A 21,463-nucleotide genomic window follows, 5' to 3' on the forward strand; every position below is an offset into this window, starting at 1 on the left:
GTGCCCCGACGGCGTCGGTCTCAGGGTGGAGCTGAGGGGATTCGAACCCCTGACCCCCTCGATGCGAACGAGGTGCGCTACCGGACTGCGCCACAGCCCCTGACGGAGGACGAGAGTACCTGCCGCCGCCCGGGTGCCGTGGGAGGGGGTGGCCCCGCGTCAGCCGTTGACCACCCGCGGCTGGTAGTAGTCGATCTCGGCGAACCCGATGTCGTCGTCGTCCAGGCCGACGACGGCGCTGTCCTGCCAGCCGGCCGGCGCCGGGGTGCGGGCGGCCACCACGCGCGCCGGGCGCAGCGGGTGCACCGGCGCGAGCGGCAGGCTCGGGTGCGGCAGGCCGACGGTGGAGTGCACCGGCTCCTCGGCCACCGGCGCCGGGGCGGGACGCGCCTCCGGTGCGCGGCGCGGCGCGGGAGCCGGGCGGGCGGCCGAGCGGGCCGCGGCCCGGGCCGCGCGGCGGGCGGCGGCCTGCTCGTGGCGCACCGCGGCGCGCAGCACCACCAGGTAGGCGACGACGGCGACGTCGAGCAGCCCCTGCGCCACCCACAGCCACGGCGTGAGCGTCAGGGCACCGACCAGCGCCAGCAGCGTGAGCGCCACCAGGCCGGCCAGCGTGCGGCGCCGGACGGCGTGCACGTCGACCCGCAGCTCGCCGGTGCTGCGCAGCAGCTCACGGTCCACCGACACCCGCTCGGTCGCCGCCGAGCGCACCGGGTCGCTCCCCCGGCGCCGCTGCAGCGTCCGGCCGGGGGTCACCTCGGCGCGCGCCGTCGAGGAGTCACCGCGGGTCACCACCATGGGCACCAGCACGACGAACCAGAGCACGACCAGCGCGGCGAGCAGCACGCCTGACCCCATCGAGAACACCACCCGTCACACGAGTCACTTGCCGCGGCAGGTTATGCAGGTCGATCCCCAGGAAGAGGGAGGCGCGCGGGCGTGTCGCCGGAGTGTTGTGGGACGGGAGTGGCGGGGACGGCGGCGTGTCGACATGGAGCCGACCGGTCACCGAGCGTCAGCGTGGTAGGCCGGGCGCCCCGGACCGCCAGCGGCCGAGCACCCCGCCGGGGACGTCCTCGGCCAGCAGCGCGTAGGACCAGTGGTCGCGCCAGTCGCCGTCGATGTCGAGGTAGCGGCGCAGCAGGCCCTCGCGGGTGAACCCGAGCCGCTCCACCAGCCGCTGGCTGGGCCGGTTCTCCGGCCGGATGTCGGCCTGCAGCCGGTGCAGTCCGGCGGCGCCGAACGCGTGGTCGCACACGAGCGCCACGGCCAGCGAGGCCATCCCCCGCCCGGCGACGGCGCGGTCGATCCAGTAGCCCAGCGACCCCGAGCGCAGCGCGCCGCGGACGATGTTGTCCACGGTCACCTGCCCGGCCAGGCGGCCCTCGACCCGGACGGCGAACGGCATCGACGTCCCCGCCCGGGCGCGGCGGGCCAGCGAGCGGCGCATCGCCCGGTAGGCCGCCGGCGTGTGCCGGACCGACCAGGCCACCGGCGCGGTGGGCTCCCACGGCCGCAGCCACGACTCGTTGGCCAGCCGCAGCCGGCTCCACTCCGCCGCGTCGCCGCGCCCGAGCGGGTCCAGCTCGACCGGGCCGTAGGCCAGCCGGGCCGGCCAGCCGGGGTGGGGCGCCGGTTCCAGCTCAGCCGCCCAGCAGCAGCGGCATGACCGTCACCAGCCCGCCCTCGGCGACCTCGGTGACGTCCTCGTCGACGACGACCAGGCAGTTGGCGCGCGCCATCCGGGCGAGCATCGCCTCGTCGCCGTCGCCGAGCGGCTCGACGACGTAGCCGCCGTCGGGGTGGCGCATGACCTGGCCGTGCAGGTACTGCCGGTAGCCCAGCGGCGAGAGCAGCCGCTCGGCGGAGATCGCCTGCACGGTGCGGCGGAACAGCTGCCGCTTGCCGAGCATCGAGCGGATCGCCGGCCGGACGAAGACCTCGAAGGACACCAGCGCCGCGACCGGCTCGCCGGGCACGCAGATCACCGGGACGCCGTCGCGGCCCAGCCGGCCGAAGCCCTGCACGGCACCGGGGTGCATGGTCACCTGACGGAAGTGCATCGGGCCGAGCTCGGCGAGCACCTCCTGCACCAGGTCGCCCTCGGTCGCGAACGTGCCGGCGATCAGCACCAGGTCGCTGCGCAGCAGCTGGCTCTCCAGCACCTCCGTCAGCCGGCGCCGCTCGGTGGGCAGGATCCCCCACCGGTAGGCGGCGGCCCCGGCGTCACGGGCGGCGGCGGCCAGCGCGTAGCTGTTGACGTCGACCACCTGCCCGGGCGCCGGCTGGGTGGTGATGTCGACCAGCTCGCCGCCGGCGGACAGCACGGCGACCCGCGGCCGCGGCCGCACCTGCACCCGGTCGCGGCCCACCGCGGCCAGCAGGCTGATCTGCGCCGGCCCGATGGGCGTGCCCACGGAGACGGCGGCGGTGCCGGGCGAGACGTCGTCGCCCGTGCGGCGGACGTAGCTGCCCGCCTCCGGGCCGGCGTGCACCTGCACGCGCACCACGCCGCCGTCGGTCCAGACCCCGGGGACGACGACGTCGGCGCCGGTGGGCAGCATCGCGCCGGCGCTCACCTTCTGCGCCAGCCCGGGGGCGAGCGCGGCGGGCGTGGCGGCGCCGGCGACGGTCTCCCCGACGACGGCGAGCTCGACCGGCGCGTCAGGGGTCGCGGCCGCGACGTCCTCGGCGCGGGCGGCGTAGCCGTCGAGGGCGGCCTGGTCGAAGGCGGGCAGCGCGCGGGCGCTGACCACGTCCTCGGCGCAGAGCAGGCCCTGGGCGTCGAGGACGGCGAGCTCGATCGGCTCGGGCTGGGGCACCGCGGCGAGGATCTCGTCGAGGTGGGCCTCCACCGTCCGCAGCACCGGCGTCTCCGGCTCGGCGGGCGCGGGCGGCGGCGGCACGGCACCGCGGTCGATCTGCGCGGTGGCGTGCGCCGGCAGGCCCGGGGACGTCGGCGGGTCGACGGTGGCCCCGCTGCGGAGGTCCAGCGCCGTCGTGTCCCGGGGCCCCCGGCCCGTGCCGTTCTCGGTCATCGCCCCCGATCGTCCCCCCTGCGGGGACCGGCTCAGGCCTGCGACGCGCCCTCGGCGGGCAGGTCGGCCACGAACTCGGTCAGCCAGGAGCGCAGCGCCGGCCCGAGGTCCTCCCGCTCGGCGGCCAGCCGGATGACCGCCTTGAGGTAGTCGAGCTTGTCGCCGGTGTCGTAGCGGCGGCCGTCGAAGACCACGCCGTGCAGCGGCTCGCCGCGCTCGACCAGCGTGGCCAGCGCGTCGGTCAGCTGGATCTCCCCGCCGCGGCCGGGAGCGGTCTCGCGCAGCACGCCGAAGACCTCCGGCGAGAGCACGTAGCGGCCGATGATGGCCAGGCTGCTGGGCGCCTCGTCGACCGGCGGCTTCTCCACCAGGCCGGTGACGGTCACGACACCCTCCTGGGTGTCCTCCCGGATGGCCACCGCGCCGTACTTGTCGATGTTCTCGCGGCCGACGTCGAGCAGCGCGATCACCGAGCCGCCGTGCTCGGCCTGCACCGCGAGCATCTGCTCGAGCAGGTGGTCGCGGGCGTCGATGAGGTCGTCGCCGAGCAGCACGGCGAAGGGCTCCTCGCCGACGAAGGCGGCGGCCTGCAGCACCGCGTGGCCCAGCCCACGCGCCTCGCCCTGCCGGACGAAGTGGACCTGCGCGACGTCGGTGGACTCCTGGACGGCGGCCAGCCGGCCGGCGTCGCCCTTCTTCTCCAGCGCCGTCTCGAGCTCGGGGGTGCGGTCGAAGAAGTCCTCGATCGCGGCCTTGTTGCGGCCGGTGACCATGAGCACCTCGGCCAGACCGGCGCGGGCGGCCTCCTCGACGATGTACTGCAGCGCCGGGCGGTCGACGACCGGCAGCAGCTCCTTCGGCACCGCCTTGGTGGCGGGGAGGAACCGGGTGCCCATCCCGGCGACGGGGATGACGGCCTTGCGCGCCGGGCGCTGCGGGGTCGACATGCGCGGCAGCCTAACCAGGGGCCACGCGCCGGACGATCTCCTACCGGCCCCCTCGGGGGCGGTCGCAGCTCTAGCCTCCCCCCGTGAGCGCACCGTCCGACGCGGAGGCGGCCAAGTCCGTCCTGCGGGACCGGATCCTGGCCGGCCGCCGGCACCGCACCCCCGCAGCGCGCGCCACGGCCGCGGCGGCGGTGACCAGCACGCTGCTCGCGCGCCTCGCGCGGGTGCGCGTGCTCGCGGCCTTCGTGCCGGAGGACACCGAGCCCGGGTCCGGGCGGCTGCCGGCCGCCTTCACCCAGCTCGGCGCCCGGGTGCTGCTGCCGGTCATGCCCGAGTCGGGCAGCGACCTGCGCTGGGCGGTCGACACCGGCCGGCTGGTGCCGGGCCGCTACGGGATCCTGGAGCCGGCCGGCCCGCGCCTCGGGCCGACGGCGGTGGGGACGGCGGAGGTCGTCGTGGTGCCGGCGCTGGCCGTCGACCGCGACGGCACCCGGCTCGGCCGCGGCGGGGGCTGGTACGACCGGGCCCTGCAGCACGTGCGCCCGGGCGCGGTGGTGGTGGCGCTGGTCTTCGACGACGAGCTGGTCGACCGGCTGCCGGCCCTGGCCCACGACCGCCCGGTGACCGCCGTCGTCACCCCCTCCGGCGGCTGGCAGGAGATACCCGCCGGTAGGTGACACGGTGGGCCGGTCGGCGCCGTCGAGGGGAGCCCGCCGTGTCTCCGGAGATCGTCTCGATCCTGGCGCTCGTCGCCATCTTCGCCATCGCCACGTTCCTGCCCATCAACATGGGGGCGCTGGCCTTCGTCGCCGCCTTCCTCGTGGGCACGCTGTCGGTCGGGCTGAGCACCGAGGAGATCCTCGGCGGCTTCCCCGCCGAGCTGGTGCTGACCCTGATCGGCGTCACGTACCTGTTCGCCATCGCGCAGAACAACGGGACCGTCGACCTGCTGGTCCGCGGGGCGGTGCGGCTGGTCGGCGGCCACGTCGCGGCCATCCCCTGGATCATGTTCGCCGTCACCGCGCTGCTCACCGCGATCGGCGCGCTCTCCCCCGCCGCGGTGGCGATCATCGCGCCGATCGCGCTGACCTTCGCCGCGCGGCACGGGATCAGCCCGCTGCTGATGGGCATGATGGTCATCCACGGCGCCCAGGGCGGCGGCTTCTCACCGATCAGCGTCTACGGCGTCACGGTCAACACGATCGTCGAGGACGAGGGCCTGCCGAGCAGCCCGCTCGCGCTCTTCCTCGGCGCGCTGTTCTTCAACGTGGCCATCGCGCTGGTGCTGTTCCTCGTCCTGGGCGGCCGGCAACTGCTCGGCCGGAAGGTGGCCGCCGAGCCGCTGGCCCACGTCGAGCACGCCCACGGCACCGTCGTCCGGGGGCACGGCGCCGCCCCCGGCCCCGGCGTCGGAGGGGACGACGACGAGCACGTGCACCCCGAGGTCGCCCAGCCCGTCGGCGTCGAGCAGGTGCTCACCCTGGTCGGGCTGGCCGTCGTCGCGGTCCTGGCCCTCGCCTTCGACCTCGACATCGGGTTCGTCTCGATCACCGTCGCCGTCGTGCTGGCGCTGTTCTCCGCGCAGGAGCACAAGGGCGCGGTCACCCAGATCAGCTGGTCCACCGTCCTGCTCATCGCCGGCGTCCTGACGTTCGTCTTCGTCCTGCAGGAGGCCGGCACCATCGACTACGTCGGCGAGGCCGTGATCGGGCTCGGCATGCCCCTGCTCATCGCGCTGCTGCTCTGCTACATCGGCGGGGTGGTGTCGGCCTTCGCGTCGTCGACCGCCATCATCGGCGTGGCCATCCTGCTCGCGGTGCCGTTCCTGCAGGCCGGGGACATCGGCGCGGTGGGTGTGGTGGTCGCCCTGTCCGTGGCCTCGACCATCGTGGACGTCAGCCCGTTCTCCACCAACGGCGCGCTGGTCCTGGCCAACGCGCAGGACGTCGACCGGGACCGCTTCTACAAGCAGATCCTGGCCTACTCCGGGATCGTCGTCGCCGTCGGGCCGCTGCTGGCCTGGCTGGTCTTCGTCGTCGTCCCGAGCTGGCTGTGAGACAGGAGAGGGACACATGACCGGACCACTCGACGGGATCCTCGTCGTCGACCTGACCCGCGCGCTGGCCGGGCCGCACGCGGGCATGATGCTCGGCGACCTCGGCGCGCGGGTGATCAAGGTGGAGAGCCCCGGCAGCGGGGACGACACCCGGGGCTGGGGCCCGCCGTTCGTCCAGCCGGAGGGGGCCGACCGGGAGTCGACGTACTTCCTGTCGACCAACCGGAACAAGGAGTCGGTCACCCTCGACCTGAAGGACGACGGCGACAAGGAGCTGCTGCGCGAGCTGGTGCGCCGCGCCGACGTGCTGCTGGAGAACTTCCGCCCCGGCACGCTGGCCCGCCTCGGCTTCGGCACCGACGTGCTCGCCGGCCTCAACCCGCGGCTGGTCACCCTCTCGATCAGCGGGTTCGGCCACGACGGCCCCGAGGGCAGCCGCGCCGGGTACGACCAGATCGCGCAGGGCGAGGGCGGGCTGATGTCGCTGACCGGGTCGGGTCCGGACGACCCACAGCGGGTCGGCGTGCCGATCGGTGACCTGCTGGCCGGCATGTACGGCGCCTACGGCGTGCTGGCGGCGCTGCTGGAGCGGGAGCGGACCGGCCGCGGCCAGGTGGTGCGCACCTCGCTGCTGGCCGCGATCGTCGGGGTGCACGCCTTCCAGGGGACCGCGTGGACCGTCGGGGGCCAGGTGGGCCGCGCGCAGGGCAACCACCACCCCTCGATCGCGCCGTACGGCCTGTTCCACTGCAAGGGCGGCAGCGTGCAGCTCTCCTGCGGGTCGGAGGGGCTGTGGCGGCGGCTGTGCGCCGAGTTCGGCCTCGACCCCGAGGCGCCGGGGATGGCGACCAACCACGAGCGGGTGGGCAACCGGCAGCAGGTGATCGAGCTGCTCGAGCGCACCTTCGCCGACACCGGCCCGGAGGAGCTGCTCGCCCGGCTGGCCGAGGCCGGCGTCCCGGCCGGCAAGGTGCGCACCCTCGACGAGGTCTACGGCTGGGACCAGACCCTGTCGCAGGGCCTGCTCGTCGACGTCGAGCACGCCACCCTGGGCCGGCTGCAGCTGCCCGGCCCGCCGCTGCGGTTCTTCGCCGCCGGCCCCGACGGCGAGACCGAGACCACCCGCCGCGAGCACGCCGCGCCCCCGGTGCTGGGCGGCTCGGACGCGGCGGTCCGCGCCTGGCTGTCCGGGCCGGAGGCGTGAGCGGGCGCCTCGACGCCCGAGCGCTGCGCGACCTCGTCCTCGACCCGGGGTCCTGGACGAGCTGGGACACACCGATCGGCCCCCGCGACGTCGACCCCGGCTACGCCGCGGAGCTGCGCGCGGCCGCCGAGCGGTCCCGGCAGGACGAGGCCGTCGTCACCGGGGAGGGCCGGCTGCGCGGGCGGCGGGTGGCCGTCGTCGCCGGGGAGTTCGGCTTCCTCGCCGGCTCCATCGGCGTCGCCACCGCCGAGCGGCTGGTCGCCGCCGTCGAGCGGGCCACCGACGAGGGACTGCCGCTGCTGGCCGCGCCGGTGTCGGGCGGCACGCGGATGCAGGAGGGCACGGTCGCCTTCCTGCAGATGATCGGCATCACCGCCGCGATCGCCCGGCACAAGGCCGCGGGCCTGCCCTACCTGGTGTACCTGCGCGACCCGACGTTCGGCGGCGTGCTCGCCTCGTGGGGGTCGCTCGGGCACGTGACCATCGCCGAGCCGGGGGCCGCGATCGGCTTCCTCGGGCCGCGGGTGTACGCGGCGCTGCACGGCGAGCCGTTCCCCGAGGGCGTGCAGACCGCCGAGCACCTGGCCCGGCGCGGGCTCATCGACGCCGTCGTCGCCCACGAGGACGTCGCCGACCTCGCCGACCGCGCGCTGTCGGTGCTCTCGGCGCGGCGGACCTGGCACCTCGACGTCCGCGACGCCGAGCGGCCCGCGCCCGAGGACGGCACCGACGCGGGGCTGGTCGGGGTGGACGGTGCAGACGGGCGCACCGCCTGGGACGTCGTCACCGCCTCCCGGCGCCGCGACCGGCCCGGCGTGCGGCGGCTGCTGCGCACGGCGGCCACCGACATCGTCGGGCTCTCGGGCACCGGCGCCGGCGAGAAGGACCCCGGGCTGTTGCTGGCGCTGGCCCGCTTCGGCGGCGCGCCGTGCGTGGTGCTCGGCCAGGACCGGCGCGGGCAGTCGCTGTCCGCGCCGCTGGGCCCGGCCGCCCTGCGGGAGGCGCGGCGCGGCATGCGGCTGGCCGCCGAGCTGCACCTGCCGCTGGTCACGCTCATCGACACCCCCGGCGCGGCGCTGTCCCGGGAGGCCGAGGAGGGCGGGCTGGCCGCGGAGATCGCCCGCTGCCTCGAGGACCTCGTGACGCTGCGGGCGCCGACGCTGGCCGTGCTGCTCGGCCAGGGCACCGGCGGCGGCGCACTGGCGCTGGTGCCCGCCGACCGGGTGCTCGCGGCGGCCAACGGCTGGCTGGGCCCGCTGCCGCCGGAGGGCGCCTCGGCGATCGTGCACCACACCGTCGACCGGGCGCCGGAGATGGCCGCCGGGCAGGGCGTGCGGGCGACCGACCTGTGGCGGGCGGGGATCGTCGACCGGGTGGTGCCCGAGCGGCCCGACGCCGCCGACGAGCCGGTGGAGTTCTGCCGCAGGCTCGGGCGGGTGCTCGGCGACGAGCTGGCCGGCCTGCTCGGCCGCGAGGACGCCGAGCGGCACCGCAGCCGGCTGCACCGGTACCGCCACCTCGGCCGCTGACGGGCTCCTGCGGAGGCGGCGCACGATCAGGTGACCTGATCGTGGGGCGTCCTCCCTCACGGTGGGACGTGCGGGAGGACGCCGCACGGTGAGGGAGGACGCGACGGGGCACCGTCCGCGCGGTCGCCGGTCCTGTCCGGCGCGTCTCACCCGTCCGCGCAGGTCACCGCCCCGAGAGGTGGTACGCAGGGTGAGTCATCGACGACCTGGGGTCACCTGACGGGGGCACGAGGGACACCCGGTCGAACTGTGAGCACACCCACCGTTGACGCACAGTGACGACGGCGGTGAGGGTGACTCGCCGCCGGACCTGCCGGCACCCAACCGAACGGAGCCCCCGTGCACGACGCCCCGACCCCCGGCCCGCTCTCCGGCCGGGACCACGGGAGCGGCCGGCGCGACGCCTTCGCCCCGCTGCTGCACGACCCGCTCGCTGCGATGTTCCGCGAGCACGCCCGCACCGGCACCGCCACGCACGGCGTCCCGACCGCCGGCGCGCCCGAGCCGGTCACCGTCTACGACGACGGCGTGCCGCGGGTGAACCTGGGCAGCAACAACTACCTCGGCCTGGCTGGGGACCCGCGGGTGGTCGAGGCCGCGGTCGACGCGGTCCGCCGCTACGGCACCAGCACGTCGGGCAGCCGGGTCCTCAACGGCACCACCCGGCTGCACCTGCAGCTGGAGGAGGAGCTCGCCGACCACTACGGCGTCGAGGCCGCGGTGCTGACCTCCTCGGGCGTCAACGCGAACACGGCGCTGCTGTCGACCGCCTGCGGCCCCGGCGACGCGCTGCTGGTCGACGCCCACGCGCACGCCAGCGTGCACGCCGGCGCGGCCGCCAGCCGCGGCACGACGATCCGCTTCCGGCACAACAGCGTCGAGTCCCTCGCACGGCGGCTGGAGCGGCTCGACCCGCGGGCCGGTGCCGTGGTCGTCGTCGACGGCGTCTACTCGATGACCGGCGAGACCGCGCCGCTGGCCGCGATCGCCGACCTGTGCGACGCGTACGGCGCCCGGCTGGCCGTCGACGAGGCGCACGGCCTGGGGGTGCTCGGCGAGCGCGGGCGCGGCGCGGCCGAGCACACCGGCGCGCTGGACCGGGTCGACGCGGTCACCATCGCGTTCAGCAAGTCGCTGGCCAGCGTCGGTGGCGCGGTCCTGACCAGCCACCGGGTGGCCGACGGCATCCGCGCGAGCGCCGTCCCCTACGTGTTCAGCGCCGCCAACGAGCCGGCCGGCGTCGGTGCGGCCCTGGCCGCCCTGCGCATCCTGCGCGCCGAGCCCGTGCGCCGGACGCGGCTGCAGGAGAACGGCCGGCGGTTGCGCGTGGAGCTCAGCGCCGCCGGCACGCCCCCGCTGCCCGGCAGCGGCGCGGTGATCGCCGTGCCGACCGGCAGCCCCGAGGCGACCGTGGCGGCGTGGCGGGCGGCCTACGAGGCCGGCGTCTACTGCAACGCGGTCGGCTACCCCGCCGTCCCGCGGGGCAAGGGGGTGCTGCGGCTGTCGGTCATGGCCACGCACACCGCCGAGCAGCTGCAGGCCGCCGCGGGCTCGGTGGCCGCCGCGGTGCTGTCCACCCGGGACGCCGAGGACGCCGGGCAGGGGGAGGCCGGGCAGGAGGTCGGCGGGCGGCTGGCCGTCGCCTGATCCCCCGCCGACGATGGTGGTCGGGGACGCGGTGCCGGGAGGTGAGCGCGGTGCCCGGCTGGGCGTGGACGCTGACCGGCGTCGCGGGCGGTCTGCTGCTGTGCTGGGGAGCGCTCGTGGCGGCGCTGTGGCGAGCCCGGCCCGACGAGCTGCGGGCCCGTGAGCTGCTGCGGCTGCTGCCCGACGTCGTCCGCCTGGTCCGCCGGCTGGCCGCCGACCGGAGCCTGCCCCGCGGGGTCCGCGTGCGGCTGTGGCTGCTGCTGGGCTACCTGGCGCTGCCGGTCGACCTCGTGCCCGACGTCATCCCGGTGGTCGGCTTCGCCGACGACGCCGTCGCCGTCGCCGTGGTGCTGCGCTCGGTGGTCCGCCGGGCCGGGCCCGGCGCGGTCGACCGGCACTGGCCGGGGACGGCGGCGGGCCTGGCGGCGCTGCGCCGGGCCACGCGGCTGCCGGGGTGAGTCAGCGCGGCGTCGACGCCTGCGGGCGGAACGGCGCGCCGTGCGCGCAGACGACGAGCGTGGCCAGGTCCAGCACCCGCTCGCGCTGCGCGCGCAGCTGGTCGCGGTCGGGCGCGTAGGGGTCGTCGGCCGGGCCCTCGCCGGTCCACCACAGGTGGGTCAGCGCGACGACGTCGTCGGGCGTACCGACCAGCGTGGTGACGTCCTGCGGCGTGTGCCCGGGCGTGGCCAGCAGCCGGACGGCGGGCGTGAGCTGCACCCCGTCGGCCGGACGGCGGGTGAAGACGTCGCCCTCGATCACCGACTGGAAGTCGTGCACCGGGACCACGGGGAACAGCGCCACGTTGAGCGTGTGGTCGAGGTGGTGGTGGCTCAGGACGACGTCGGTCACGTCCCCGGGCGCGACGCCGAGCTCGCGGAGGGGACCGAGGATCTCCTCCCGGTCGGCCACCATCCCCGGGTCGACGACGATCGTCCGCCCGGCGTCGCGGACGAGGGTGACCGTGCCGGCCACGTGCGGCAGCCGGGCGTAGCCCTCGACCAGGACGTCGACGCGGGCGGTGCGGGCGAGGTCGGCCATGCGGGCACGGTAGGGCGGGGCGCCGCTGCCCGCAGGGCGCCGGCGTTCAGGCGGGCTGCAGGTCGCCCCCGGTGACCGCGGTGGCGGCCTCGTCGACCGCCCAGTCGCGCACGGTGAGCCCCTCGATGTGCGGGTGCCGCGCCAGCCCCGCACCGAGGTCGCTGGCCAGGAACGCCCGGTAGGCCGCCTCGTCCTCCCACAGGTAGACCCCGCCGGCGCCGCCGTCGGCCGAGCGCAGCCAGATCTTGCTGCGCAGGCCGGGGACCTCGGCGAAGACAGGGGCCAGTTCCTCCGCGCAGACCCGGCCCCACTCGGACGGGTCCATCCCGCGGACGCGGTACTCGAAGACCGACACGTGCACGGAGCCTCCCCGGATCAGCGGCCACGGTCGCCCGGACCGGTGCGGCGATGCTCCTCGCCCCGCCGTCGGGCCGGGGGCTCCGGCCGCACGGGCAGGGAGCCGGACCGCGTGCCGTCACCGAGGGCCGCCCGCCGCACGCGGGCGGCAGGGCACCGGCCCGTCAGGGCCGCTCGGCCGCGGCGGCGATGTCGGCCAGGTCCCCCTCCAGCGCCCGGGCCACCGCGCGGCGGCCGAGCGGTGCGGTGACCGCCCCGAGGACCCGCGCCAGCGTGGACGTCGGCCGGGCCCCGAACGTCATCGCCAGGTCGCTGGCGCCGTCGCCGGCCGGCGTCACCGCCACCGTCGACAGGTACCGGACCCCCGGCCGCACCGCCTCGGTCGTGTAGGACCGCTGCGGCTCCACCGCGGTGACGGTCATCTCCTCGGTGGCCGGGCGCCCCAGCATCGTGCGGGTCTCCCGCCACCGCGTCCCGACGCCGAACTCCCCCGGCGTCAGCACCTCCACCGCGTCGATGCCCCGGACCACCCGCGGCGCTCCCGCGAGGTCGGTGGCCACCGCCCACACCCGCTCCACCGGTGCCGCCACGTGCCGGCGCACCTCCACGTCCCGCATGCTGACCCGCCTCCTCGCCGTAGGGCCGCCGGACCGGCGACGCCCGGCACCCTGCCAGCGGGGGACGACAGTGGCGCTCACCTCGCCCGACACGACGTCCGGCGGGAGACGTGGACGCCGGGCCGCAGCGTGGCGCATCATTGGCAGTCGAAGGCCCCGAGTGCCAACTTCTGCCGGCACCGGGCCCCGTCCGACCCCCGCTCGACCAGGAGTGCCGCCCCGTGCCCACGTACCAGTACGCCTGCACCAACCCCGAGGGCAAGCACGAGTTCGAGGTGGTGCAGTCCTTCTCCGACGCCCCGGTGGCCGAGTGCCCGACCTGCGGTGTCCCCGTGCGCAAGGTCTACGGCTCGATCGGCGTGGTCTTCAAGGGCTCGGGCTTCTACCGCACCGACAGCCGCTCGGGCTCCACCTCCGGCGAGACCGCCAAGGCGTCCGCCTCCTCCGACTCGTCCTCGGGCTCGTCGTCCTCGACGTCGTCGTCGAAGGAGTCGTCCTCCTCGTCGAGCACCTCGACGTCCTCGAGCGGCTCCTCCGGGAGCGGGAGCAAGGCCGCCGCCGGCTGACGCCGGCCGTCCACACCCGAGCAGCGCGTCCACAGGGACTCCCCGCGCGGCCCGCGGCCGGTCCGGGGCGGTCAGCCTGGGCCGGTGCCGCGCCTGCGCCGTCCCCGCTCCCCCGCCGTCCTGCTGCGCCGCTGTCTGGCCGCGCTGCTGGTCACCGGTGCCCTCGTGCTCGCCCTGCGCCCACCGGCGGTGCCCCCGGCGGAGCCACCGCCGGGCACCCCGGTGGTCACCGCGGCCGCCGACCTCCCGGCGGGCACGGTGCTGACCGGCGCGTCCCTCACGGTCACCGAGTTGCCCACGGCCCCGGCCGGGACGGCGGCCGACCCCGGTGCGCTCACCGGGCGGGTGCTCGCCGCACCGCTGCGGGCCGGTGAGCCCGTCACCGACGTCCGGCTGGTCGGCCCGGGCCTGACCGCGCTGCTGCCGGCCGGCCAGGTGGCCGTGCCGGTGCGGCCGGCCGACCTCGCCGTGGCCGGGCTCGCCACCCCCGGGGACCGGGTCGACGTGCTGGCCACCGCCCCCGACGCGGCGCAGGCCGGGGTGGTGGCGCGGGCCGCGCTCGTCCTGGCGGTCCCGGGACCCGACGACGGCGGCCTGCTGGTGCTGGCCGTCGACGAGGCCACCGCGTCGGCCCTGGCCGCGGCGGCGGCCACGGCCACCCTCACGCTGAGTCTCACTCCGCCTGCCGGCCGTGACTGAGCGCTGGACCGGCCGGGGGTGCTCGTGAGTGGATGAGGCCCGTGCTGAGGGGATTCAAGGACTTCCTGCTGCGGGGCAACGTCGTCGAGCTCGCCGTCGCCGTGGTCATCGGTGCCGCCTTCACCGCGGTGGTGACGGCCTTCACCGACTCGTTCCTCACCCCGCTGATCGGCCTGGTCGCCGGCGGCGGCGAGGTGGCGGGCACGGTCGAGGTGAACGGCCAGGTCTTCGACTACGGCAGGTTCATCAGCCAGGTGGTCACGTTCCTGCTCACCGCGGCGGTCGTCTACTTCGTCGTGGTGCTGCCGCTGCAGAAGGTCGCCGAGCGGCGGCGGCGCGGCGAGGAGGCCGGACCGGTGGCGCCCACCGAGGTGGAGCTGCTCGCCGAGATCCGCGACCTGCTGCGCGCCCAGCAGGGCGCCGCCCCGAGCGAGCGAGGGGTGGGGAGGACGGGGTCCTTCGACTAGGACCTGTCCTGCGGATCTCGGGACGGACTGGACGCGGGAGGATCGCCTGAAGCGGCATCGGTGAGCCCACCACCCGTGTCTCGCACCGAGCGCACTGGCTGGGTGCACGAGCGGGGCGAGCGGCGGCAGTGTGCGATCGACCGTGCCGTCTCGCGCGAACGGGAGGGCATCAGGACGCACGCGCGCGCGGCTGCCCTCCACGACGCCACTGCTGAGTGCTCGCGCAGTCAGCGCTGGGCGAGCCCGATACGGTGAGGTCCGCTGGTGTGGCTCGGCGAGCAGCGAACGAGCGGCGTCTTGCGGATACAGCGCGGGAGCGCGCTCGGACCGCCCGCGCCCGGTCGGCAGAGGAAGGGGTCTCTGCCGACGCCCTGGCTCCGGAAGTCAGGTGGCCATGAGTTCGGCAGCAGGGTGTGACCCTCTGTGCGTGAGCGCAGCTACCCGGTGTGAGCGGCGTGGTGCGCGTTGACGCTCTCGCGCTCCGCGGCTACAGGCGCGCTCGCACATCTGCCACGCCCGCGCCGGCGAGCTCGGGCAGGGCGGCGGTTCGGCCGGAGAGGGTGGTGAGGAGCGCGGTGGCCGGTCCGGAGACCTGGGCGCCCTCGCCGTGGTGCCAGTCGGTGTCGGTGGCCGAGAACGCCAGCCCGTCGAGGATGCCCGGCGGCAGCGAGCGACGAGCGCGCGGGCCGGTCAGCTGCTCGAGGGCGACGCGGGCGTTCTCCGGGTCGGTCGGGGATGGCACCCCGAGCGGCCGGTAGACGTCCTGGGCGTGGATGACCAGGTGACTCAGCGGCGCCTCGACCGGTGCGCCGGGCACGTTGAAGGTGCGGCGCTCGGTCTTCCGCAGGCCGGCGACCACCTCGGCCGGCGTCCGTGTGTCCGTGGTCGCCCAGCGGTCGGCGGCGCGGTCGAAGTCGAACCGTGCGCGCAGCATCGTCAGCAGGAATCGGGGCGTCGAGAGCTCGTACGGCATGAGCACGTGCACGACGAGGTCTCGCACCGACCAGCCTGCGCACAGGCTGGGGGTGTCCCACTGCTCCTCGTCGAGCCTCTCAAGCACGTGGAGCAGTCGGGTGCGCTCGGTATGGACGCACGCGTCCACGTCCTGCTGGATCTCGGTCACCTGGATTCCTCTCGTTGCCCTTGCCGGCCTGCCGACGCCGGGTCCTCGCCGTCAGGTGGAAGGACGGCCGTCGGTGCCAGGAGTCATCGCTGGCGCCGAGTCTCACCCGTACAGGGGATCCGTACGGGCCCCGCCACGCACGCACCTACGCACATCCGGCACACCTTGCTGCCGGATCCAGGTGGCCGTGGCCCTGAACAGACGTTGCTCAACGCCGTCTTCGCGCGGTGACAAGCACTGACACCGGCGAACTCGGAAGGCGCGCAGGCTCGTTCACGCGCCGAGTTCAGTGCCCGGCGTCGATGTTGCGTCACCCAGGCGGCGTAGCGCACTTGCGGAGCCCACCTCGGGGCTCGCCGCCGAGGACGCCCCCGGTGTCGATCAGACCGGAGGCCCGCGGTGGCCCGCAGCGAGCAACGATCCATCGAAGCCGCCGAGGCGCTGGAGCACCTGGGCCGGGTCTCCGTGCAGGAACTGTCCATGGAGAGCTTGCTGCAGTCGATGGCCGACCTCACCAAGAGGGTCATGCCCGGGAACCCCGAGGCATCGGTCACGCTCCTGATCGAGGACGAGCCGCGCACCGTCGTCGACACCGGGCCGCTGGCCCTCGGCCTCGACGAGGCCCAGTACGGCCGCGGGGACGGGCCGTGCCTGCACACCGCCCGCCACGGCGTCTCGGTCGAGATCGGCGATACGCGCGTCGACGATCGGTGGCCGGACCATGCGCGGTACATCACCGAACGGGGCGTTCACAGCCTGCTGGCCGTTCCGCTGATCCTCGCCGGAGAGGAGCAGGTCACCGGATCGCTGAACATCTACGCCCGAACGCCGGCCGCCTTCGACGAGGCCAGTCGGACCGTGGCCACCGGGTTCGCCCCCTACGCCGCGGTTGCCGCCGGAACGGTCCAGGCGTACCGCAGCGCCCGGGAGACCGCCGACCACCTCCGACGGGCACTGGAATCCCGAGCGGTCATCGAGCAGGCCAAGGGCATCCTCATCGAGCGCCACAAGGTGACCCCAGACCAGGCATTCGAAGCCCTGAGCACCGTCTCGACGAGCCAGAACGTCAAGGTCCGCGACATCGCCGAGCACCTGGTCCTCACCGGCGGACTCCCCCTCGTTCGCACCGGTCCACGGCGACCGGCGCGACACGCCACAGGGCAGCCGGACAACTAGCCTTCCCTGCGCAGGCCCCTGAACAGCCGCGGCAGTCACCCGGGGGGCGTGCCGCGGTCAGGCCCCACCACTCCTGACCGCGGGGTGGCGGGGCCGCCCTCCCCGACACGACGAGGCAGAACCACGGGCGACCCCCGGTGGGATGACCAAGATCCGCAGAACAGGCCCTAGTTGTACCTGGCCATCAGGTTGGTGCCAGGCGGCTGATCGGCGGGAGACCGCCGAGTGCTGAGTGGCGGCGTCGAGTGTTGTAGTGCTCGAGCCAGGGCGCGAGGGCGGCGGCGCGCTGGTCATTGCTGGTGAAGGCCTGCCGGTAGGCCCACTCGGTAGCCAGGGTGCGGTTGAGCCGTTCGACCTTGCCGTTCTGCCACGGGCGGTGCGGGCGGGTGAACTTCTGCCGGGCGCCGAGTGCGCCGATCACCTCGCGCAGGGACCACTTGTAGGCCCAGGCGCTGTCGGTCATCACCCGCTCGATCCGGTCGATGCCGTGGGCGGCGAAGTAGGCCGCGGCGCGGGCCAGAAAGCCCACGCAGGTGGCGCCCTTCTCGTCGGTGAGGATCTCGGAGTAGGCCAGCCGGGAGTGGTCATCGACGAGTGAGTGCACGTAGTCGAAGCCGACCCGGCTGGCCCGGTCTCGGCTGGTGCTGCCGGTGGCCCGGCCGTGGGCGCGCCAGCCGCCACCGTCGGGGATGCGGGCCAGCTTCTTGACGTCCATGTGCACCAGCTCGCCGGGCGCCGAGCGCTCATAGCGGATCGCGGTGGCCTTCGAGGCCCGGATGACCTCTCCGGTCATCGGGTCCAGGTCGGCCAGCCGGGGCTGGCCGCGGCGGGTCAGGACCCGGGAGACGGTGCGGGCCGGCACGCCCAGCTCGGCGCCGATGAGCGCCGGCCCGCGGCGCTGCTGGCGGCGCAGCTCGACGATGCGGTCTTCCACCTCGGCTGGGATGCGCCGTGGGCTGCTGCGCGGGCGGGAGGACCGGTCGACCAGCCCGGCTTCACCCTCGGCCTGGAAGCGGCCGATCCAGGTCCGCACGCACTTGCGGGAGATCCCCATCGCCGCCGCGATGTGCGCCTTCTTCCAGCCGTCTTGCCAACCGCTGGACGATCAGCTGCCGGCCATGGACGGTGGTGCGGGCATTAGCGTGGGACACGAGAACCTCCGGGCAGGGACTGGGCCTTCGACAAGCCACACCCCACTCGGAGGTTCTCCTTCGTTCAAGCCCGGCCCGCCGTCACCAACGTCCTGGCCGGGTACACCTAGTCGATGCCCCAGTGCGGCGGCCGGTCCTCCAGCCAGCGGCGGTCGGGGTCCCGCTCGTCGGGCCGCTCCCCCCAGCCGACGTCGCCGTCGTCGGGCGCCCGCTCCACCGGTGCGGGCGGGGCCGGCTGCGGGGGCTGCTCGACCGGCAGGCCGAGGTCCTGGAGGACCTGGGCGGCGGGTAGCGCGGCGAGCGCGGCACCGGGCAGCGCCAGCTTGGCGCCGCGGGTGCCCGAGCCGACGACGACGAGGTCGGCAGCGGCCACGGCGGCGTCGACCAGCACCGGCCACGACGGCGGCAGCCCGACCGGGGTGATGCCGCCGTAGGCCATGCCGGACTCCGCCACCGCCACGTCCTGCGGCGCGAAGGACGCCTTGCGGGCACCCAGGTGCCGGCGCACCAGGCCGTTGACGTCGGCGCGGGTGGTGGCCAGCACGACGCATGCGGCGAGCGCGGTCTGCCCGGCCCGGCGCGTGGCGACGACGACGCAGTTGGCCGAGGCGGCCAGCGGGACGCCGTAGGCCTCGGTGAAGGCGGCGGTGTCGGCCAGGTCGTCGTCGACCGGCGCGACCCAGACCGGCCCGGGCAGCGACGGCAGGGCGGCCGCCACCGGCCCGCCGAGCAGGTCGGGCCGCTCGGCGGCGGGCACCCAGGTCAGCGAGCCGAGCACGGGAGGGAGCGGGGTCGTCACGCCCCGATCCTGCCTCCCGGCCGGAACGCCGCGGCGGACGGCCGGATCCCGGTGGGTGCCGCCGCCCGGCGGCGGCCAGGATGGACCGCATGATCGGCCAGTTGCACTCCGTCGTCCTGGATGCGCCCGACGCGCACGCGCTCGCCACCTTCTACGCCGACCTGCTCGGGATGGAGGTGAGCAAGGGCGGCCCGGGCGACGACTGGGTCGTGGTGACCGGCAAGGGGTACCGGCTGGCGTTCCAGCAGGCGCCCGACCTGGTCCCGCCCGACTGGCCCGACCCGGCGCGCCCGCAGCAGTTCCACCTCGACGTGCAGGTCGCCGACGTCGACGAGGCCGAGCCGCGGGTGCTCGCGCTCGGTGCCCGGAGGCTGCCGGGCGGCGGCGGGGACTTCCGCGTGTACGCCGACCCGGTCGGCCACCCCTTCTGCCTGGTGTGGGACGCGTGAGCGAGGGCCTGCCCGCCGTCGACCGGGCCTCCGCCAGCGCCTTCGTCGCCGCCACCGGGTTCGACGTCACCGAGGCCAGCGGCACCCGGGTCGCCGGCACCGTCGACCTCGGGCCCGACCACCACACGCCGTGGGGCGTGGTGCACGGCGGGGTCCACTGCGCGGTGGTCGAGTCCGCGGCGTCGATCGGCGCGAGTCTCGCCGTGGCCGACCGGGGCCAGTTCGCCGTCGGCGTGAACAACAGCACCGACTTCCTCCGGCCGGTCACCGCCGGCCGGGTCGACGTCGTCGCCGAGCCGGTGCAGCAGGGCCGCACCCTGCAGCTGTGGCAGGTGCTCATCACCCGCGCCGAGGACGGCAAGCTCGTCGCCCGCGGGCAGGTGCGCCTGCAGAACGTGCCGCTGCCGGGGGCGTGACCGGGCGCCCCGCGGGTCACACCAGCGGCAGCGCGGGCTCCCGGTAGGTGGTGCCGGCCAGCGACGGCGGCAGCACGTCGGGGTCGACGACGACGGAGAACAGCGCGCGCGGGTCCTGCAGCGTCGCGGGCGGGCGCGCGGCGGCACGGGGGACGACGCGGTCCCAGCGGGCCGGGCGGCGGTGCGGCAGCAGCTCGCGGCCGTCGAACAGGTAGTCGCCGAGCACCTCCCCCACCAGCAGCCCGGCGCCGTGCTCGATCGGCAGCGCCACCGGGTCGCCGGGGCGGATCTCGTCGAGGAAGGTCGACAGCTGCCGCAGGTCCTTGCTCGGCCGCCGTCCCGACAGCTCCTTGGCCAGCGCGCGCAGCTCGGCCGGCGACAGCCCGGTGGCGTCGACGTCGACCCCCGACTGCGTGCCCAGCCCGACGACGCCGGCGGCCAGGCACGCGCCGAGCTCGTTGTGCGCCCGCGGCCGCACGACCCACACCCGCGTGCCCTCGGGCGCGGGCGCGGGCGGGACGTCGTCGGCACCGGGCCACAGGTAGGGCAGGTCGTCGGGCTCGGACCCGAACAGCGGCTGGAACAGCGGCCGGTAGAAGTCCGGGTCCTTGGCCAGCAGGTTCGACCGGTGCGACCGGTGCAGCGTCTCGTCGCCCACCCACGAGGGCAGCAGCCCGCCGCGGGCGAGCTCCTCCTGCGGGGCGCCGGCGACGTCGGGGGCGAACTCGGCGATCAGCGTCTGCGTGCTGTCGGCGAACCCCCGCTCGCGCCACACCTGCACCATCGCCAGCCCGTAGACGACCAGCGCGGCGGTGCGCCCTCGCCACATGTGCACGACCGGGTGCGAGGTCCAGCCGTAGTCGGGCAGCTCGAGGGCGCGCAGCACCTGCAGTGTCTCCACGCGCTGCTTGCCCAGCCGCGGCGAGTCCAGCAGGCGGGCGCTCTCGACGAAGTCGGGCACCGGCAGGAAGGTCTGCATCGCGGGCCTTCCTGCCCGGGCCGGCGCGGGGTCAACCGCCGAGCGCCTGCAGCGCGGCCTCCCAGCGGGCGCGGCGGGCGTCGTCGTCCTGGTCCCACCAGGCCGGTCCCCGCTCCCCCAGGCCGGTCTTGGCCAGCTGCACCCGGTCGCGGGCGGCGCGCCGGGCCGCCTCGTCGGGCGCCGTGCGCACCGCCGCGCGTGCGGCGCCCAGGTGCGACAGCAGCCGGGCGCGGACGTCGTCGGGCAGCGCGGGGTCGGCCGTCCGCCACCGCCGCCCGTCGACGACGACCCAGCGGCCGTCGTCGGTGCGGGAGACCTCGCGGCTCATGCCCCGCAGCGGCGGGCGAGTTCGGGCAGCACCTCGCCGAGCGGGGCGTCGACCTTGACGTCGACCTTCGCGTCGCCGCGGGTCGGCCCGAGGTTGACCACGCCGACCGGGATGCCGAGCTCGGCGGCGCGCAGCACGAACCGGTAGCCGCTCATGACCGTCAGCGAGGAGCCGAGGACGAGCAGGCTCGCGGACTCCTCGAGCAGGCGGAAGCAGCCCTCCACGCGGTCGCGCGGCACCGTCTCGCCGAAGAAGACGACGTCGGGCTTGAGCGGGCCGGCCCCGCAGGCGCGGCAGTCGACCATGACGAAGCCGTCGAGCACGTCGTCGGGCAACTCGGCGTCGCCGTCGGGGTTCACCTCGTCGGCGCGCGGGCCGAAGGCCGGGTTGGCGGCCCGCAGCCGGCGGTGCAGCTCCGCGCGCGGGGCGACGTCGCCGCAGGCCAGGCAGACGGTGCGGTCGAGGCCGCCGTGCAGCTCGACGACGTCGCGGGCGCCGGCGGCCTGGTGCAGCCCGTCGACGTTCTGGGTGACGACGCCGCCGAGCAGGCCCGCGCGCTGCAGCCGGGCGACCGCGGAGTGCCCGGCGTTGGGGCGGGCGGCGGCCATCTGCGGCCAGCCGACGAAGCTGCGCGCCCAGTACCGGTGCCGGCCGCGCGGGTCGCGGCGGAAGGTCTGCCAGGTCATCGGCGTGTGCCGGCGCAGTGAGCCGCTGGCGCCCCGGTAGTCGGGGATGCCGGAGTCGGTGGACAGGCCGGCGCCGGAGAGGACGAGGACGTCGCCGTCGGCGACCAGGCCGGCCAGCTCGTCGAGGGCCGCCGGCTCGACGGCGGGGAGGGCGGCGGTCACCGGACCATCGTCCACCGCGACGGCGCGCC

24 protein-coding genes, 1 tRNA gene and 1 pseudogene are annotated in these 21,463 nt (G+C 75.8%); 12 read left to right on the plus strand and 14 right to left on the minus strand.

Translation table 11 applies throughout. The features are described 5' to 3' along the window. Positions 1 to 26 precede the first annotated feature (26 nt). The 5 genes from ACI8AD_RS05735 to galU form a co-directional block, all read right to left on the minus strand. Positions 27 to 100: transfer RNA gene (locus tag ACI8AD_RS05735), tRNA-Ala, on the minus strand. Between the two features lie 59 nt (positions 101 to 159). Beyond that, positions 160 to 858 (minus strand): divisome protein SepX/GlpR, encoded by a 699-nt coding sequence (sepX, locus tag ACI8AD_RS05740; protein WP_456869565.1) that lies wholly within the window; start codon positions 856 to 858, stop codon positions 160 to 162. A 157-nt stretch (positions 859 to 1,015) separates the two neighbouring features. After that, on the minus strand, positions 1,016 to 1,642 hold the full coding sequence (locus ACI8AD_RS05745; protein WP_456869632.1) for a GNAT family N-acetyltransferase: 627 nt from the start codon (positions 1,640 to 1,642) through the stop codon (positions 1,016 to 1,018). Between the two features lies 1 nt (position 1,643). Next, on the minus strand, positions 1,644 to 3,038 hold the full coding sequence (gene glp, locus ACI8AD_RS05750; RefSeq protein ID WP_456869566.1) for a molybdotransferase-like divisome protein Glp: 1,395 nt from the start codon (positions 3,036 to 3,038) through the stop codon (positions 1,644 to 1,646). A 32-nt stretch (positions 3,039 to 3,070) separates the two neighbouring features. Beyond that, positions 3,071 to 3,985: a UTP--glucose-1-phosphate uridylyltransferase GalU gene (gene galU, locus ACI8AD_RS05755; RefSeq protein ID WP_456869567.1), complete on the minus strand. Its 915-nt coding sequence runs from the start codon at positions 3,983 to 3,985 to the stop codon at positions 3,071 to 3,073. 83 nt (positions 3,986 to 4,068) lie between these two features. Here galU and ACI8AD_RS05760 point away from each other — a divergent pair, with 83 nt between their 5' ends. From ACI8AD_RS05760 to ACI8AD_RS05785, 6 genes are all read left to right on the plus strand, one after another. Further along, complete coding sequence (locus ACI8AD_RS05760; RefSeq protein ID WP_456869568.1) at positions 4,069 to 4,662, plus strand: 5-formyltetrahydrofolate cyclo-ligase; 594 nt, start codon at positions 4,069 to 4,071, stop codon at positions 4,660 to 4,662. Positions 4,663 to 4,700: 38 nt separating this feature from the next. Further along, positions 4,701 to 6,041: an SLC13 family permease gene (locus ACI8AD_RS05765; protein ID WP_456869569.1), complete on the plus strand. Its 1,341-nt coding sequence runs from the start codon at positions 4,701 to 4,703 to the stop codon at positions 6,039 to 6,041. Between the two features lie 16 nt (positions 6,042 to 6,057). After that, entirely contained in the window at positions 6,058 to 7,245 is a 1,188-nt protein-coding gene (locus tag ACI8AD_RS05770; protein WP_456869570.1) for a CaiB/BaiF CoA transferase family protein, read from the plus strand. Beyond that, complete coding sequence (locus ACI8AD_RS05775; RefSeq protein ID WP_456869571.1) at positions 7,242 to 8,774, plus strand: carboxyl transferase domain-containing protein; 1,533 nt, start codon at positions 7,242 to 7,244, stop codon at positions 8,772 to 8,774. Before ACI8AD_RS05770 ends, ACI8AD_RS05775 begins: the two co-directional genes overlap by 4 nt. 339 nt (positions 8,775 to 9,113) lie before the next feature. Continuing rightward, positions 9,114 to 10,421 carry an aminotransferase class I/II-fold pyridoxal phosphate-dependent enzyme gene (locus tag ACI8AD_RS05780; RefSeq protein WP_456869572.1) on the plus strand — a complete coding sequence of 436 codons (1,308 nt, stop codon included), beginning with the start codon at positions 9,114 to 9,116 and terminating at the stop codon, positions 10,419 to 10,421. 41 nt (positions 10,422 to 10,462) lie between these two features. Then, positions 10,463 to 10,879 carry a DUF1232 domain-containing protein gene (locus ACI8AD_RS05785; RefSeq protein ID WP_456869573.1) on the plus strand — a complete coding sequence of 139 codons (417 nt, stop codon included), beginning with the start codon at positions 10,463 to 10,465 and terminating at the stop codon, positions 10,877 to 10,879. Between the two features lies 1 nt (position 10,880). On the opposite strand, the gene ACI8AD_RS05790 is transcribed toward ACI8AD_RS05785, so the two are convergent. The 3 genes from ACI8AD_RS05790 to ACI8AD_RS05800 form a co-directional block, all read right to left on the minus strand. Further along, positions 10,881 to 11,459: an MBL fold metallo-hydrolase gene (locus tag ACI8AD_RS05790; RefSeq protein WP_456869574.1), complete on the minus strand. Its 579-nt coding sequence runs from the start codon at positions 11,457 to 11,459 to the stop codon at positions 10,881 to 10,883. 46 nt (positions 11,460 to 11,505) lie between these two features. Further along, positions 11,506 to 11,820, minus strand: a complete 315-nt coding sequence (locus ACI8AD_RS05795; RefSeq protein ID WP_456869575.1) for a YdhR family protein — start codon at positions 11,818 to 11,820, stop codon at positions 11,506 to 11,508. 160 nt (positions 11,821 to 11,980) lie between these two features. After that, positions 11,981 to 12,433, minus strand: coding sequence for an SRPBCC family protein (locus ACI8AD_RS05800; protein ID WP_456869576.1), 453 nt, complete (start codon positions 12,431 to 12,433; stop codon positions 11,981 to 11,983). Between the two features lie 221 nt (positions 12,434 to 12,654). Here ACI8AD_RS05800 and ACI8AD_RS05805 point away from each other — a divergent pair, with 221 nt between their 5' ends. The 3 genes from ACI8AD_RS05805 (at position 12,655) to mscL (ending at position 14,165) form a co-directional block, all read left to right on the plus strand. Continuing rightward, complete coding sequence (locus tag ACI8AD_RS05805) at positions 12,655 to 12,999, plus strand: FmdB family zinc ribbon protein (RefSeq protein WP_456869577.1); 345 nt, start codon at positions 12,655 to 12,657, stop codon at positions 12,997 to 12,999. Positions 13,000 to 13,083: 84 nt separating this feature from the next. Then, entirely contained in the window at positions 13,084 to 13,698 is a 615-nt protein-coding gene (gene cpaB, locus ACI8AD_RS05810; protein ID WP_456869578.1) for a Flp pilus assembly protein CpaB, read from the plus strand. A gap of 32 nt (positions 13,699 to 13,730) precedes the next feature. Continuing rightward, positions 13,731 to 14,165 carry a large conductance mechanosensitive channel protein MscL gene (mscL, locus tag ACI8AD_RS05815; protein WP_456869579.1) on the plus strand — a complete coding sequence of 145 codons (435 nt, stop codon included), beginning with the start codon at positions 13,731 to 13,733 and terminating at the stop codon, positions 14,163 to 14,165. 487 nt (positions 14,166 to 14,652) lie between these two features. Here the strand turns inward: mscL and ACI8AD_RS05820 are convergent, their stop codons facing one another. Further along, positions 14,653 to 15,288, minus strand: a complete 636-nt coding sequence (locus tag ACI8AD_RS05820) for a maleylpyruvate isomerase family mycothiol-dependent enzyme (protein WP_456869580.1) — start codon at positions 15,286 to 15,288, stop codon at positions 14,653 to 14,655. Between the two features lie 399 nt (positions 15,289 to 15,687). Between ACI8AD_RS05820 and ACI8AD_RS05825 the strand changes: the two genes are divergently transcribed. Then, a complete protein-coding gene (locus tag ACI8AD_RS05825; RefSeq protein WP_456869581.1) occupies positions 15,688 to 16,464 on the plus strand; it encodes an ANTAR domain-containing protein in 777 nt (258 codons plus the stop codon). Between the two features lie 184 nt (positions 16,465 to 16,648). Here the strand turns inward: ACI8AD_RS05825 and ACI8AD_RS05830 are convergent. Further along, positions 16,649 to 17,615 (minus strand): annotated as a pseudogene (locus ACI8AD_RS05830) (IS481 family transposase). A gap of 106 nt (positions 17,616 to 17,721) precedes the next feature. Beyond that, complete coding sequence (locus ACI8AD_RS05835; RefSeq protein ID WP_456869582.1) at positions 17,722 to 18,414, minus strand: YbaK/EbsC family protein; 693 nt, start codon at positions 18,412 to 18,414, stop codon at positions 17,722 to 17,724. Positions 18,415 to 18,503: 89 nt separating this feature from the next. Between ACI8AD_RS05835 and ACI8AD_RS05840 the strand changes: the two genes are divergently transcribed. Beyond that, positions 18,504 to 18,863 carry a VOC family protein gene (locus ACI8AD_RS05840; protein WP_089405122.1) on the plus strand — a complete coding sequence of 120 codons (360 nt, stop codon included), beginning with the start codon at positions 18,504 to 18,506 and terminating at the stop codon, positions 18,861 to 18,863. Further along, positions 18,860 to 19,279 (plus strand): PaaI family thioesterase, encoded by a 420-nt coding sequence (locus tag ACI8AD_RS05845; protein ID WP_456869583.1) that lies wholly within the window; start codon positions 18,860 to 18,862, stop codon positions 19,277 to 19,279. The genes ACI8AD_RS05840 and ACI8AD_RS05845 overlap by 4 nt, the downstream gene beginning before the upstream one ends. Before the next feature lie 16 nt (positions 19,280 to 19,295). On the opposite strand, the gene ACI8AD_RS05850 is transcribed toward ACI8AD_RS05845, so the two are convergent. Genes ACI8AD_RS05850 through ACI8AD_RS05860 form a run of 3 tightly spaced genes read right to left on the minus strand, consistent with a single transcriptional unit; the run spans position 19,296 to position 21,434 of the window. Then, positions 19,296 to 20,258 carry an MSMEG_6728 family protein gene (locus tag ACI8AD_RS05850; RefSeq protein ID WP_456869584.1) on the minus strand — a complete coding sequence of 321 codons (963 nt, stop codon included), beginning with the start codon at positions 20,256 to 20,258 and terminating at the stop codon, positions 19,296 to 19,298. A gap of 31 nt (positions 20,259 to 20,289) precedes the next feature. Continuing rightward, entirely contained in the window at positions 20,290 to 20,586 is a 297-nt protein-coding gene (locus tag ACI8AD_RS05855; RefSeq protein WP_456869585.1) for a biopolymer transporter Tol, read from the minus strand. Continuing rightward, complete coding sequence (locus ACI8AD_RS05860; protein WP_456869586.1) at positions 20,583 to 21,434, minus strand: NAD-dependent protein deacetylase; 852 nt, start codon at positions 21,432 to 21,434, stop codon at positions 20,583 to 20,585. Before ACI8AD_RS05860 ends, ACI8AD_RS05855 begins: the two co-directional genes overlap by 4 nt. Positions 21,435 to 21,463 lie beyond the last annotated feature (29 nt).

It is taken from the genome of Geodermatophilus sp. SYSU D00766 (assembly GCF_054049915.1).